General features: G+C 67.5%; 13 protein-coding genes, 1 tRNA gene and 2 pseudogenes. 13 read left to right on the plus strand and 3 right to left on the minus strand.

Annotated elements, in window-relative coordinates:
• Both QH948_RS01390 and QH948_RS01395 read left to right on the plus strand, forming a co-directional pair.
• Window positions 1-306, plus strand: coding sequence for a helix-turn-helix transcriptional regulator (locus tag QH948_RS01390; RefSeq protein ID WP_036272261.1), 306 nt, complete (start codon window positions 1-3; stop codon window positions 304-306).
• A gap of 58 nt (window positions 307-364) precedes the next feature.
• Window positions 365-643: a helix-turn-helix transcriptional regulator gene (locus QH948_RS01395; RefSeq protein ID WP_028495567.1), complete on the plus strand. Its 279-nt coding sequence runs from the start codon at window positions 365-367 to the stop codon at window positions 641-643.
• A 42-nt stretch (window positions 644-685) separates the two neighbouring features.
• Here QH948_RS01395 and QH948_RS01400 read toward each other — a convergent pair whose 3' ends face one another.
• On the minus strand, window positions 686-1,192 hold the full coding sequence (locus QH948_RS01400) for a hypothetical protein (protein ID WP_155947953.1): 507 nt from the start codon (window positions 1,190-1,192) through the stop codon (window positions 686-688).
• 281 nt (window positions 1,193-1,473) lie between these two features.
• Here QH948_RS01400 and QH948_RS01405 point away from each other — a divergent pair, with 281 nt between their 5' ends.
• The 5 genes and pseudogenes from QH948_RS01405 to QH948_RS01425 all read left to right on the plus strand — a co-directional run.
• Window positions 1,474-2,517 carry a TerC family protein gene (locus QH948_RS01405; protein WP_036272489.1) on the plus strand — a complete coding sequence of 348 codons (1,044 nt, stop codon included), beginning with the start codon at window positions 1,474-1,476 and terminating at the stop codon, window positions 2,515-2,517.
• Window positions 2,518-2,584: 67 nt separating this feature from the next.
• Window positions 2,585-2,971 (plus strand): hypothetical protein, encoded by a 387-nt coding sequence (locus QH948_RS01410; RefSeq protein ID WP_207475889.1) that lies wholly within the window; start codon window positions 2,585-2,587, stop codon window positions 2,969-2,971.
• 649 nt (window positions 2,972-3,620) lie between these two features.
• The gene (locus QH948_RS01415; RefSeq protein WP_281145194.1) at window positions 3,621-4,583 is read left to right on the plus strand and encodes a hypothetical protein; all 963 of its coding nucleotides are present in this window, start codon (window positions 3,621-3,623) and stop codon (window positions 4,581-4,583) included.
• Window positions 4,584-4,882: 299 nt separating this feature from the next.
• Window positions 4,883-5,059 carry a hypothetical protein gene (locus QH948_RS01420; RefSeq protein ID WP_155947955.1) on the plus strand — a complete coding sequence of 59 codons (177 nt, stop codon included), beginning with the start codon at window positions 4,883-4,885 and terminating at the stop codon, window positions 5,057-5,059.
• Between the two features lie 269 nt (window positions 5,060-5,328).
• Window positions 5,329-5,994: pseudogene (locus QH948_RS01425) on the plus strand (transposase); the annotation flags it as partial.
• Here QH948_RS01425 and QH948_RS01430 read toward each other — a convergent pair.
• Window positions 5,981-6,226, minus strand: a pseudogene (locus QH948_RS01430) (transposase); the annotation flags it as partial. The pseudogenes QH948_RS01425 and QH948_RS01430 overlap by 14 nt on opposite strands.
• Before the next feature lie 241 nt (window positions 6,227-6,467).
• Between QH948_RS01430 and QH948_RS01435 the strand changes: the two are divergent.
• From QH948_RS01435 to QH948_RS01455, 5 genes are all read left to right on the plus strand, one after another.
• Window positions 6,468-8,834, plus strand: coding sequence for an alpha-amylase family glycosyl hydrolase (locus QH948_RS01435; RefSeq protein ID WP_281145195.1), 2,367 nt, complete (start codon window positions 6,468-6,470; stop codon window positions 8,832-8,834).
• 1 nt (window position 8,835) lies between these two features.
• Window positions 8,836-9,780, plus strand: a complete 945-nt coding sequence (locus tag QH948_RS01440) for a diacylglycerol/lipid kinase family protein (protein ID WP_281145196.1) — start codon at window positions 8,836-8,838, stop codon at window positions 9,778-9,780.
• Window positions 9,781-9,918: 138 nt separating this feature from the next.
• Entirely contained in the window at window positions 9,919-10,512 is a 594-nt protein-coding gene (locus QH948_RS01445; RefSeq protein ID WP_281145197.1) for a DUF4126 domain-containing protein, read from the plus strand.
• A gap of 75 nt (window positions 10,513-10,587) precedes the next feature.
• Entirely contained in the window at window positions 10,588-11,334 is a 747-nt protein-coding gene (locus QH948_RS01450) for an NUDIX hydrolase (RefSeq protein ID WP_281145198.1), read from the plus strand.
• A gap of 70 nt (window positions 11,335-11,404) precedes the next feature.
• A tRNA-Thr gene (locus tag QH948_RS01455) sits at window positions 11,405-11,477 on the plus strand.
• Between the two features lie 44 nt (window positions 11,478-11,521).
• Here the strand turns inward: QH948_RS01455 and QH948_RS01460 are convergent.
• A complete protein-coding gene (locus tag QH948_RS01460) occupies window positions 11,522-12,079 on the minus strand; it encodes a hypothetical protein (protein ID WP_281145199.1) in 558 nt (185 codons plus the stop codon).
• Window positions 12,080-12,136: 57 nt separating this feature from the next.
• Here QH948_RS01460 and QH948_RS01465 point away from each other — a divergent pair, with 57 nt between their 5' ends.
• The gene (locus QH948_RS01465; protein ID WP_281145200.1) at window positions 12,137-14,221 is read left to right on the plus strand and encodes an NAD(+) synthase; all 2,085 of its coding nucleotides are present in this window, start codon (window positions 12,137-12,139) and stop codon (window positions 14,219-14,221) included.
• Window positions 14,222-14,228: the final 7 nt, after the last annotated feature.

Consider the following 14,228-nt stretch of genomic DNA (forward strand, 5'->3'; position numbering starts at 1 on the left):
ATGGCGCAGTGGACCTTTCTCACCAATCACGCCCATGTTCTGCTGTGCGTGGCAGCCAACCCGCAGATTCTGTTGCGGGACGTCGCGAGCCTGGTGGGGGTGACCGAGCGTGCGGCGCAACGCATCGTCAGTGAGCTTGAGCAGGAGGGGTACCTGACCCGGGAGAGGGTCGGGCGGCGCAACACCTACCGGCTCAACCCGGACCGTCCGTTGCGGCACCCCCTGGATCGGGGCCATCACATCGGCGAACTCCTGGCCGTCTTCTCGGCGTCGGATGCATCAGAACACGCGCCCAGCGCAGCCTGATCTCAGCCGCGCGTTCGCAAGGGCTCGCCGGTAGGCGCTACGCAGGAGGAGGGGAGCGATGGCCGAGTGGACGTTCTTGACGCATCACGCGCACGTATTGCTCGCGATTGCGGGTAACCCAGACGCGACCGTCCGTGATATCGCTGCGGTGGTCGGAATCTCTACACGCTCGGCGCTCACGATCCTCAACGATCTCGAGAACGCTGGGTATCTGGAGCGGGAGAAGCGCGGACGACGCAACCACTACGTCCTGTATCAGGACCGTCCGCTGCGGCATCCCGCGAACGCCGCGCATACCGTGGACGACCTGATCCGCGCACTGCTGGACATCCACTAGACCCGCTCGTTGTCGCTCGGCTGAACGGGCACCCGGACGCGGTCAGTGCACGAGTGCCTTGAGGGCGATCAGAGCGAGTCCCATTCCTGCCGTTGCGGCGGCGGTTGCCACCTTCACCACCGTGGAGGCATTGCGTTGCCGGGCCGCCCACCATCCCAATATGGCGAGGCTGACGACACCTCCCCACAGAGAAATGTCCACGGCGACATTCATCGAGAGTCCGAGGAACACGGCTACGGTCAGACAGGCGACCGGGACGATGAGTGCCCACAGGAGTCCTGCGGAGCGCTGCAGTCCTTCGCGGACCGCTTCCCGCCAGCTCATCGCACGGTTTCCGACAATCTCGGCGTAGACGTGTGCACCCCAGAACACGAGGACGGTCCCGATGGTGCGGGCGATGAGGACCGGCAGTGTCGGGTTGTAGAGAGAGTACGCGGAAATGAGACCCGCGGTCAGCACGGTCCCGTAAACGGCCTCCGCGTTCATTGCCCGAGACACCCACGGGTAGCGTCGGAGCCCCGCATCGAGGTCGAATCCTGAACCCTTCACCCATCCACCCTATCTCGCCGCGTAGCTGACGAGCAACCGGGATTCAGCGTAGTCGCGTCAGACGGCCGTCACGGCGGCCGGAACTCGTCCATGTGCAGAGCGTGGCTCCGGACCTGTTTCGCGAACATACTTGACATGAAGCATACTTCTCCTGTTTAATGGCTCGAGAAGGGGAGTAATCCTCGCTCCGCATCGTCAATACGTTCCCTCCGCGGGATCCGGTGCGCAGGGGCCCGCCAGGCCGATGAGACCTTCACGAATCTTTCGTGGAGGTCTTTGTCATGACTGTCCCTTTGTGGGCCTGGTTCGCCGTTCTGGGTGTGATCCTGGTCATGCTCGCCGTTGATCTGGTCGCGCACCGTAAGGCGCATGTGATCGGGGTGCGGGAAGCCGCGGTTTGGTCGATCGTCTGGGTGACGCTCGGTGTCGCGTTCGGTGTGCTGGTCTGGTCGCTGTGGGGGGCGGAGTACGGGCAGCAGTACTTCGCCGGCTACCTGATCGAGAAATCCCTCGCGGTGGACAACGTGTTCGTCTGGGCGATCATCTTCGCCGCGTTCGCCGTGCCCCGCGAGTACCAGCACCGGGTACTGTTCCTCGGTGTCCTGGGTGCGCTGATCTTCCGCGGCATCTTCATCGCCGCCGGTGCCGCGCTGATCGAGAACTTCTCCTGGATCCTTTACGTGTTCGCCGCGTTCCTGATCTACACCGGATGGCGGATGTTCCGCTCCCGCAACGACCACATTCACCCGGAGAAGTCCAAGATTCTGAAGGTGTTCCGCCGGTTCGTGCCGATGACCGACGCGTACCACGGGCAGAAGTTCCTTATCCGCAAGGCCGGGATCGTCGTGGCCACCCCGCTGCTAGCAGTGCTGGTGCTGGTGGAGATCACCGACATCATCTTCGCCGTCGACTCCATCCCCGCGATCTTCGCCGTCACGTCCGAACCGTTCCTGGTCTTCACTGCCAACGCGTTCGCGATCCTGGGGCTGAGGGCCATGTACTTCCTCCTCGCCGACCTCATCCACCGGTTCATCTACCTCAAGGTCGGACTCGCGTTCGTCCTGATCTGGGTCGGGATCAAGATGTTGCTTCTGGACGTGCTCTACATCCCCACCACCATCAGTCTCGCCGTGGTCGCCACCATCATCACCGTCTCGATTATCGCGAGCCTCCGCGCTACCCGCGGTCAAGGCCGCCGGGAGGTGCAGACCGAAGCTGCCGGAGCGTTCCGGCTCGCCAGCGACGAGGAGCTCGCTGCGGCCGAGCCGGTCTTCCGCCGCCGCGGCCGAGTGCCCGCAGGCCGGAAGGTGGGTTCCGATGACTGACCGTGCCGCCTCGGCGGCCCTGGCCCCCGATCCCCAGCTGGTGAGGAGGGGCCGCCGAGGTTCGACAGTGGCGGTGCTCGTTCTGCCGCTGCTTGCAGTGACCGGGATTCTCTCAGTCGCGTGGACTGTCGGTGTCGGCGACCGCTGCGGCGGACCTCTGCCGGGGTGCGGGAGCCTGCGCAACGCAGGAGACAATCCGGTCACGGTGCGTGAGGTCACCGATCAAACCGTGACGCACGTTATCGTCCCGGCGGGGCAGCGGGTCTTGCTCGGCGGCTCGAGCAACGAGCTGCACGTGGAAGCCGGCCAGTGCCTCCTCGTCGAGGGAGGCCCGTTCTGGGACGCCCGGACCGTGATCGACCGGACCGCTGAGACCACCGGGATGTCGCATCCGATAGATGACTGGGGCGCGCGCGTGCAGCTGCACCACGATGCCTGCCCGGAATGGAGCTGACCGTGATCACGAAAGAGCACGATCTATGCTTGCTGCGCTACCGTCAGCTCACCACCCCGATCGATCGCGTCGTCCTCGAAGCGCCCGTTTGGCCCAATGATCTTCGCTCGTTCGTCGGGGAAGGTGATCTGTGTGTGCACGTCGCCTTACCGCGGGAACGTGCCCGATGGAGAGTGCTGTTCACCGCGGTTCGAGTCCTCGCAGACCGCACCGCCCATCTGGTAGCACATGTCCAGCCAGAGCGGGCAGGCTTCAGTCTCGACCCGGCCGTCCTGCTGCATTCTCGCACTCGACGGCACCGCGAGATCCGCACTATGGTCCTCGCAGATGCCAGGGCTGCGGGCGTTGAGTTGACCCCAGAGCAGGTGCGCGTCGAGAGCTACTCCGCCACGCGATCTTCCCTCCGCCTCCCCCCATCAGCTGGCCGTGCCCGGGCGTGGGGAGTGATGTCCGTGGCCTGGCTCCCGCTCGCCTGGCCTTACACATGACCGGCCAACGCGCGCAGCACGAAGACACGTCCGGGGGCGGGGAAGAGGCGCACGCGCGTTTCACCGCACCCATCCGCGTGTCATGCCCCGCAAGCGCGGCTCACCTGTCGTGATTGTCCACTGACGCCCGACATCACTCACCCATCCCAAAGGAAACGCTCATGAGCATGTTCGACCGCCTCACCGCCCTGGCCCACCGGGCCCTCAACAAGACACCCCCGCCCGCACACACCCCCGACAGTGAACCGCGCGACTGGAAGAGCACACTTCGTAGTGCGGTGGACGGCATTACCGGCAGCGCGGCCGCCGCGCCCGCCCCGGACAGCGCGCCGGCGACGCCCGCCCCACCGCCCCTAGCCGGAAATCCGCTCGCCCCACCCGCCGACACCGCGACGGCGCCCCCGAAAACCGTGGGTCTGACCCCACCGCCGGCGGACGATCAGGCGTCCGAGCGTGCCGCAGTCGCCCGGTACGAATATCTACTGCTCACCGCCGAGCCTGCCCAACTGGAGCGGATCCACGCGGACGCGTTCAGCCGACTCGCGCCCGCGGAACGCAACGAGCTCCAGGCGCGACTGCGGACCGAACTTCCCCCCGCCGAACAGCCCCGCACATCCCAGCCGGCTGATCTTGCCCGCACCGCTACCCGCGCCGAGGCAGCTCACCCCGGTCTCCTGGCCGGGATCCTCGCTCGCACCCCCCGAACCGGTGCCGCCACGACCGGGCAGAGGATCGGGATGACCGCTGCCAGTGCGGCCGGCGGGCTCCTGGTCATCGTCGCCGCCGGCGCGATCGGCACCACCATCGCCGCACCGCTCCTCAACGAAGCACTCGCCGCGGGCGTCGATTTCGACGCTCTTGCCAGCACGATCGACCTGTCAGGGCTCGCCACGGGACTCGAGGGCGTCACCGCCGGGGCCGCCGACTTCACGGCCGGAGCCGCAGACAGTGTCGCCGGCCTCGAGGACGTCACCGCCGGCGCCGCCGACCTAGCCGGCGGAGCGAGCGACCTCACGGCCGGAGCCACAGACAACATCGCCGGCTGGGGAGAAAACATCAGCGGCTTCGGGGAACAACTCACCAACATCGAGATCCCACACTGGGGAAACCTCTTCGGCAGATGACCGCCGCGAACCGGGCCATCACGTCAGCGTGACCCCTTTCAGCAACTGCGTTCTCACAGCGAAGTGACAACGTCGGCTTCGCTAGAAGCCAAGCGGTCATTGCCGCGCACGATAGCCACTTTCCGAGATGCTCTCACGTCCTCAGCGATGCCCTCGAAAGGTGGCAACATTGAAGCATGATGAGCGCAGCCGCACCTTCGCTTCGCAACGCAGCGCCACCCTCCGTGACTAGAGATGAAAGGGCCTGCAGGAACGGGCGAGGTATTGCACTCGCCGGGCTCGGGTTTGGGCTTTACTTCTTGCTGATCGCCTTGCTGATGCTATTCCCAGATCCGGAAGCCAATGTCTTCGGCGTCATCTTCATCGCACTGGTAGGTGTGTTCTTCACCGTGACGGGAGCACTTGGCGTTGCTCGATCTGCCAAGCGGGTGCGAGAGTACAACGCCACTCGCGGTGGGATTGTCGCCGGCGGTTGAGAATGAGAATGGGTGTCGGAGAGTGGCCGCGGACCCTACGGTCAGCTCGTCACCACCCGCGCACCACCCGCTCTCCGCTGATGAGCCGGAACCGGTCGGCATGAACTCTGGTCCATCGCTGCAATTAGCATCTGCTGGCGGCTTTCGGGGCTCTTCACAATCGAGGGTGTAGGTAGCGCTGTTCGGGGTTGCGGCGTGGCGGCTGGCTGAAGGGGTCGAGGCCCTCCGAAGATGGAAGTTCTCACGCTCCCCATCTGGAAGACCTCGACGTGTCCGACGCTACCTTCACGTGCCCTGATCTGACTAGTTTCTGCCGTCTCGACGGCCTCGGGTTGGAAGTCACCGGCCAGCGCATCGAACCCGACCGTGCGATCCTGGCCTGCCGCCCGGTCGACGCCGACGACTGGTGCCGAGACTGCGGCGGCCAGGGCCTCATCCGGGGCTCGGTGGTGCGACTCTTGTCGCATGTCCCGCTGGGGTGGCGCCCTACCGTGCTGCACGTGCGGCTCCGGCGCTATCGGTGCATCGAGTGCGGGCGGGTGTGGCGTCAAGACACCAGTGCCGCAGCCGAGCCGCGTTCGAAGCTGTCGCGTGCGGCGCTGCGTTGGGGACTGGAAGGACTTGTGGTCCAACACCTGAGCATGTCCAGGATCGCCGCCGGTCTCGACGTCGCGTGGAACACCGCCAACGACGCCGTGCTGGCAGAAGGACAGCGCGTCCTCATCAGCGACCTGGCCCGGTTCGACGGGGTCAAGGTGATCGGGGTCGACGAGCACTGCTGGCGCCATACCCGCCATGGTGAGAAATACGTCACCGTGATCATCGACCTCACCCCCACCAGGGACGGCACCGGTCCGGCGCGCTTGTTGGACATGGTCGAGGGACGCTCGAAACAGGTGTTCAAGACGTGGCTCGCCGCCCGCGCAGGGTGGCGAGGTCACTCAACGCTTCACCGCCGAGCACCAGCGACATCGCCAGATCACAGATGATCTTGCCTGGGTCGTGGACCGCCAACGGTTTCCGCCACCGGGACAGCGCCTCCGACAGGGCCCGGTCCAGGCCGGCCGCGCGGATGGTTTCGGTCAGCAGGATCCCGCCAGCCTGGCCGACCGCGGTCACCTTCGCGGTATCGACATGAACCCTGGGATACGAGCCGGTACTCTTCACCTCGAAGGTGCTCCTTCTTGTTGGTCGATGTTTCTCTAGACAAGTCACATCATCCCAAGTCAGGGGCACTTTCGCTATCTCAGGCCACTACAGTCCACCCACCGTCATGAAAGCACGAGGCTAGGTGGTCTGCGGTGGATTCTCGCAGACGGGTCGAGGCACGGCCCCGACGCCGCGCCGCCCGGGATGGCGACGGCCGGGATACGTGCTCCGCTTGTGGGCGCATGACAGAATCCGAGTCATGAGCTATGTCATCGCGCTCGACGAGAAGTCCTGGCCGAGGGCCGAGTGGCCTCTCGGCGCGCACCCGTCCGCCGAGGGGATCACCTTCGCGGTCTACGCGCCCGCAGCGACCCGCGTCCAGCTGGAGATCTACCCCGAGGCGATGGGCGTCGCCGCGTCCAACACGTTCCTCCTCGCCAAGGGTGACGACGACATCTGGCGAGGCAAGGTCCAGGGCCTCCAGCTCAACGCCTTGTACGCCTACCGGGTGTGGGGGCCGAACTGGCCGTACGTCGACGGATGGGAGCCCGGCTCCGAGCTGGGTTTCGAGGCGGACTTCGACGAGGCGGGCAACCGCTTCAACCCGAACAAGGCGCTGTTCGACCCCTACGCCCGCGAGGTCACCCACAATGTCTACAGCGACGCGCTGCTGGACCTCGGCGTCGACGACGGCGTGTTCGGCACCGGTGACGACGAGGTCGACGGCGTGCCGCGCCGCCTGATCGACACCGGCCCGTACGTGCCGAAGGGCGTCGTCATCGCCAGCACCGCCACCGTCTCGCCGCGGCCCCATATCCCGGGGGAGCGGGCGGCCATCTACGAGACGTCCGTCGAGCAGCTAACCGCCCACCCGTCCGCCGCCAGACTGGGGGAGCTCCTGGCGAGGGAGCCCGCGTTCGGCGACGTCGTCGACATCCCGGAGCAGTTCCTCGGCACGTACAAGGGCGCGGGCATGATGGCCCCGTACCTCAAGGCGCTGGGGTTCACGACCATCGAGCTGCTGCCCATCCATGAGACCAACGCGTCGGAGTCCGGCCGTGAGACGGACAAGAGCAACGCGTGGGGCTACATGACGCTGGACTTCTTCGCGCCCAACCGCAGCTATGCCTTCGACCAGAGCCTCGGCGGCCCGACCCGCGAGTTCAAGGACATGGTCTCCGCCTTCCATGACCACGGCCTCGAGGTGTACCTCGACGTCGTCTACAACCACACAGCGGAGGGCGGGAACTGGAACGGCGATGCCGCCGTGACGGGGTTCACGAACCTCGGCGGGTTCGCCACGGCCGAGTACTACCAGATGACATCGGCGAAGACACTGGTCGACGGGGCGACTGGCACCGGCAACCAGATGAACTACTCGTCTCAGGCCGCCGTCGACCTCGTCCTCGACTCGCTGATGTACTGGACCGACGACATGGGGGTCGACGGGTTCCGCTTCGACCTCGCCACCGTGCTCGGCCGCAAGCCCGCCGCCGCGGACGCCGACGACTGGACGGCCCAGAAGCGCTTCTTCACCGACCATCCGCTGCTGCTGGCGATCGCGCACATGGCGAGCCGCCGTCGCATCGAGGTCATCGCGGAGGCCTGGGACCTGTGGGGCTACGAGGTCGGCAACTTCCCGCGCGGCTGGGGAGAGTGGAACGGTCGCTACCGCGACGCCGTGCGCCGGTTCTCCAAGGGGGACGGCAACATGACCGACTTCCTGGACATGGTCAACGGCGACTACCACCACTTCCACGACTCCGGGGGTGCGCAGAAGACCATCAACTTCATCGACGCGCACGACGGGTTCAACCTCGCGGACCTCGTCAGCTACCAGAACAAGGTCAACGACCAGCCGTTCCCGTTCGGCCCGTCCGACGGCGGCAGTGACAACAACCTGTCGTGGGATTCAGGTGGCGACCAGTCGCTGCGCCGTCAGCGGCTGCGGAACCTATGGACGATCCTGTTCATGTCGCGCGGCGTGCCGATGGTCGTCGCGGGAGACGAGTTCGGCCGCACGCAGAACGGCAACAACAATCCGTGGGCGCTGCACTCGCTGGCCATGTGCAACAACTACGCGGCGGTCGCGACCAACCAGCCGCAGGCGATCGACGTCGACGCGGGCGTCGAGGACGCGATCTACCACGACAACCTCGGGAAGTTCGACACGGAGCCCCACGTCAACGGACTTTTCCGGTTCGCGACGTTCATGGCGAACCTGCGCCAGCGACACGAGTCGCTCCAGCAGAAGCACTACGGCGACCTGATCCCGGACAACGAGGATGTCAGCTATCTGTTCCACACTCCGTCGGGGGACGGCTACCCCCAGGAGGGGCAGCGGGCGGTTGCGGTGCACATCAACTCGCCGGGCGATGACTTCTGGATGATGGTCAACATGACATCTGAGGCCATCGACTTCCGGGTCCAGGCCGCCGAGGAGGGCAACGTCTGGCGTCGGCTCATCGACACCGCCAGCTGGGCTGAGCCGGCCAGCAACCACTGGCCTGAGGGCGACGGCATGATCGTGCGTGACGTGGCGACGGTGCAGCCCTGGTCGATCGTCGTGTGGCATCAGCTCGAACGGCCAGACGGGTCGCGCCCGGTCCCGGTCTGGCAGGACTGACGTGCCGAGGCTCGCGGTGGTGCTCAACCCCACCAAGCCCGTTGCGGACGCCGTCCGCGCCGTCGTCGCCGCGGCCGAGGCTGCGCACGGCTGGGAGCAGAGCCTCTGGTACGAGACGACCGTTGAGGACCCCGGCGTCGGGATGGCCAGGGTGGCCGTCGACGACGGGGCCGACGTCGTGCTGGCCGTCGGCGGTGACGGGACCGTGCGCGCCGTCGCGGAGGGAATGAAGGACTCGGGTGTGCCGCTGGCAATCTGCCCGCAGGGCACTGGCAACCTGCTGGCCCGCAACCTCGGGCTACCACTGGACGACGTTGTCGGCGCCGTCGAACTCGCTTTCGGCGGGGTTGACCGGTCCATCGACCTCGCGGTCGTCGCGTTGCGGCGCATCGACGGAACCCGCGACTTCCGGACCTACACCGTGATGGCCGGGGTCGGGCTCGACGCGCAGATCATGAGCAACACCGATGAGCAGCTCAAGGCGAGGGTCGGAATGCTGGCCTACGTCCAGACCGGCGCGGTCGAGGTGGGTCGGAACCGTCGGATGCAGGTCGGGTACCGGATCGAGGGCGGCCGCCAGCACCGCACCAAGGCGCAGATGGTGCTCGTCGGGAACTGCGGATCCATCGGCTATAACGTCTTCCTGATGCCCGACGCGTCGCTGGACGACGGGCGCCTCGACCTGATGATGGCCAAACCCGCGTCGCTCGTCGGCTGGCTGGTTGTCGGCTGGCGGGTCTTCGTCGACTACGCGCTCGTCCGCCGGCTGCGACGCAAGGCGGGTCATCGTGAGGACCGGTTCACGAGCTACATCCAGGCCACACAGCTGACGCTCGAGTTCGACGAACCAGAGCAGATCGAGCTCGACGGCGACCACTTCGGCCAGGTGACCGCTGCACACTTCGCCGTCGCCCCGGGGTCGCTGGTCGTCAAGGTCCGGGCCTGAGCCCACGCCTCGCTTCGCTCGGCGTCCTTCGACGGGCTCAGGGAACCGGGTGGGGGCCGGGTGGGTCGGTCCCTGAGCCGCCCCTGAACCTGTCTCCCGACCCTGGTGACGCCCGGCGGCCCGACCAATACTGGCTGCATGGAACTGCTGCCGATGACGTTCGCCGCGGGCTTCGCCTCCGGCCTCAACGCCTATGCGACGGTGTTCGTGCTCGGCCTGCTCGGCCGGTTCCTCGGCACCGGATCAGTGCCGGCCGGGTTCGAGCGGACCGACGTCCTGATCCTGATGGGTGTGCTGGCGCTGGTGGAGTTCGTGGCCGACAAGGTGCCGGTCGTCGACTCTGTATGGGACCTCCCGTCGACGGTGATCCGGCCGGTAGCCGGGGCGTTGATCGGCGCGCTGATCGCCGGGGCGCAGGGCGATCTGCTGACCATAGCCCTGGCAGCCGTCGGGGGTGTGACGGCGCTGCTGACCCATATCAGCCGGGCGGGGGTGCGGCTGGCGGTGAACTCCTCGCCCGAGCCAGTCTCGAACCTCGGCGCGTCCCTCGCCGGGGACGTGTCCATGCTGAGCGTCACGACGCTGGCCGTGCTCTACCCCGTGCCCGCCGCGATCGTCGCGGCGATCCTGCTTGCCCTGCTCCTGTGGCTCGCCTGGACGTTGATCTCGCGCATCCGCCGTGGGCTGCTGTGGTTGCGCGGCCGGCTGACGCTCAGTCAGGCCGACGGGTGACCGCCTCGCAGGCAGGTTGCGTCCATCCGACCGGATTCGGGGTAGCTGTGTCAGCGCCACATGTACACTGCCGCGGTGACCAACAGCTCTGAGATCCGGTTCGCGGTGGCCGCGGAGGTCGTCGTCCTGACGCTGCATGACCACCGCCTGCACGTCCTCCTGACCAGGGTGACACTCCCGGGCTTCACCGGCCGGTTCTCGCTGCCCGGCGGCTTCGTGCAGCCGGAGGAGAGCCTGGAGGAGGCCGCGTACCGCGAGCTCCGTGAGGAGGCACACGTCGCCCCCGAGGACGTTCGTCTCGAGCAGCTCCGCGCCTACGGCCAGCTCCCCGATGAGACCCGGGCAGAGCGCATCGTCTCCGTCGCATGGGTCGCGCTCGGTGCCGATCTGCCCGACCCGAACGAGTTCTTCGCCGAGCGCGCGAAATGGGTTCCCGTGGACGAGATCGCTGAGTGGAATCTGGCGTTCGGACACGAGGCGATCGTCCGCGACGGCGTCGAGTGGGCCCGCGAGCGCCTCGAATCGACGACGCTCGCCACTGCCTTCTGCACCGAACCGTTCACGCTGCCCGAGCTGCGTCGGGTCTACGAGGCCGTCTGGGGCGCGACGATCGACCCGCGCAACTTCCAGCGCAAGGTGCTGCACGCCGGGGGGTTCGTCGAGCCGACGGGGGAGGTCGTCCACGGCCGGGGTCGCCCCGCGCCCCTGTTCCTCCGCGGTGGTGCCACCCGCCTGCACCCCGCCATCCTGCGGCCAGAGCCTCACCACCAGGCGGTCGACGGGACTGTCAGCGCTGAACCCCTCCCGCAGATCACCCTCTGACAAGGGGCTGGGCCCTCGCCGCGCCCGGGAGTGTGTACCTGACGCGGATCGTGTAGGGTGATCGCTCGTTGCCCCTATAGCTCAGTAGGCAGAGCGTCTCCATGGTAAGGAGAAGGTCTGCGGTTCGATTCCGCATGGGGGCTCTGGACCCGGGCTTCGACCCGGGTCCCTGTGTTTTCAGGGGCAATCAGCGAAGACGCCGAAGCCCCGCCGCCACCAGCCCGCCCACCGCTGCGACGGCCACGACGACGACCGCTCCGATCAGCCACGGAGACCAGCCGCCCGCCTCGGCGGACGGATCGACGGTCGGCGCGCGTGATGCTTCCCACGGCCCGCCGAACGCCTCGACCGCCAGCTGCAGGGCAGTGGCCTCATCCACGGGCTGGCTGCAGAGGTTGGTCGAGTACGTGTCGGAGGAGCCGAACCCCCACAACACCATCTCGGTGCCCACCGACAGCCCACTGACTCCGCAGGATGCCTCGTCCGCGCTGGTGGTGACGGTCACCGTCGCCGCAGGGTCTCCCTTCCAGACGCGCGTGACCGCCGCGGAGTAGGTGAGTTCCCCGGCCGACGCGACGGGCGGCCCCAGCGTGACCGATGCGATGACGTCGACGTTCTCCACGAGGTCCGCGTCGTCGGGCGCGGCGCAGGAACAGGCGGCGGCGGGGGCGGCGTTGACCGTGTGTAGGAACCCGATGCCCAGCACCGCCAGCAGGAGCGACAGGATCCACGATGAGGCGCGCATGAACCAGTCTCCCGCAGACAGTCATGGGTTGTCACCGGCGCGTGGAAGACTGTCGGCATGGAGTTCGCCTCGCTGTACAGCCACGGTTTTGCGCGCGTTGCCGCCTGCACGTTCCACGTCGCGCTGGCCGACCCGGCCGCCAACGTCGGGCGGATCGTCGAGCAGGCGACCGCCGCGCACAACGACGGGGCCGCCGTCGCGCTCTTCCCCGAGCTGTCGCTGTCCGGCTACTCCCTCGACGACCTGCTGCTGGCCGACGTCCTGCTCGACGCCGTCGGCGACGCGATCGTCGCGCTGGCGGAGGCGACGGCGGAGCTGACTCCGCTGATCGTGGTCGGGGCGCCGGTGGAGGTCGGCGGGTCGCTGTACAACTGCGCCGTCGTGCTGCACGAGGGGCAGATCCGCGGCGTCGTGCCGAAGACCTATCTGCCTAACTACCGCGAGTTCTACGAGAAGCGGCACTTCGTCTCGGGCGCCGATGCCCCGTCGACCCTGCGACGCCCAGGCTGGCCCGGGGCCGACGGCGACGGCGAGATCCCGTTCGGCACAGACCTCATCTTCCGCGCCGGCGACCTGCCCGACCTGAGCGTCTTCGTCGAGATCTGCGAGGACATGTGGGTCCCGCTGCCCCCGTCGACCCGCGCGGCGCTGGCAGGGGCCAACGTCGTGCTGAACCTGTCGGCGTCGCCCATCACCATCGGCCGCGCGGAGGACCGCGCGCTGATGGTCCGCTCGCAGAGCGCCCGCGGCGCCGTCGCGTACCTCTATGCGGCCGCCTGCTTCGGAGAGTCCACCACGGACCTGTCCTGGGACGGGCAGACGATCGCGTACGAGGCCGGCGACCTGCTCGGCGCCTCCGAGCGCTTCCCGCTCGAGGGGTCGCGGCTGGTGGTCGACGTCGACCTCGACCGGCTCCGGCAGGAGAAGCAGCGCCAGAACTCGCTGCACGACAACGCCGTGGCGTCGGGGGTCGGGCCGGAGGACTTCAGGTGGATCGAGTTCACGCTCGACCCGCCGTCGCACGACCTCGGCCTGCGTCGTCCCCTCGACCGGTTCCCGTTCGTGCCCGACGACGCTGCCCGGCTGGAGCAGGACTGCTACGAGGGCTACAACATCCAGGTCTCCGGGCTGGAGCGGCGGATGCTGTCGATGAGTGGCGGCGACCCGGCGAAGGCGCCGCGGATCGTGATCGGCGTCTCCGGTGGCCTCGACTCGACGCACGCGCTGATCGTCGCGGCGAAGGCCTGTGACCGGCTCGGCCTTCCCCGCACCCACATCCTCGCCTACACGCTGCCCGGTTTCGCGACGTCGGGGCACACGAAGAACAACGCGACGATCCTGTCGCAGGCGTTGGGCGTCACGTTTGAGGAGGTCGAGATCCGGTCGATGGCGCTGTCGCTGCTGAAGGCGCTGGGCCACCCGGCCGGCGACGGCGAGCCCGTCTATGACGTCACCTATGAGAACGTCCAGGCCGGGTTGCGGACCGACTTCCTGTTCCGGGTCGCCAACCAACGCGGCGGGTTCGTGCTCGGCACCGGCGACCTGTCGGAGCTGGCGCTCGGCTGGTGCACCTACGGCGTGGGCGACCAGATGAGCCACTACGCCGTCAACACCGGCGTCCCGAAGACGCTGATGCAGCACCTCATCCGCTGGGTCATCAGCTCCGGCCAGTTCACCGAACCGCAGGTCAACGAGACCCTCGATTCCATCCTGGGCACCGAGATCTCGCCCGAGCTGATCCCCGTGGCCGACGGTGCCAAGCCGCAGTCGACCCAGGACTCGATCGGCCCGTACTCGCTGCACGACTTCACGCTCTACTACCTGCTGCGGCGCGGCTACCGGCCGAGCAAGACGGCCTTCCTCGCCTGGCACGCCTGGCGCGACGAGGCGGCCGGTGACTGGCCGGCCGGCTACCCGGACGAGGACAGGACGTCGTACGACCTCGCCACCATCAAGAAGTGGATGCGTGTGTTCCTGCGCCGCTTCTTCAGCAACCAGTTCAAGCGCACGGCAATCCCCAACGGCCCGAAGGTGTTGGCTGGCGGGTCGCTCTCGCCCCGCGGTGACTGGCGGATGCCGTCCGACGCGTCGTCGGCCGCCTGGCTCTCCGAGCTCGACCGCAACGTCCCGGAGACCTGCTGATCGGCTG

Origin of the sequence: Tessaracoccus lacteus (genome assembly GCF_029917005.1) — a bacterium.
Taxonomy (GTDB): domain Bacteria; phylum Actinomycetota; class Actinomycetes; order Propionibacteriales; family Propionibacteriaceae; genus Arachnia; species Arachnia lactea.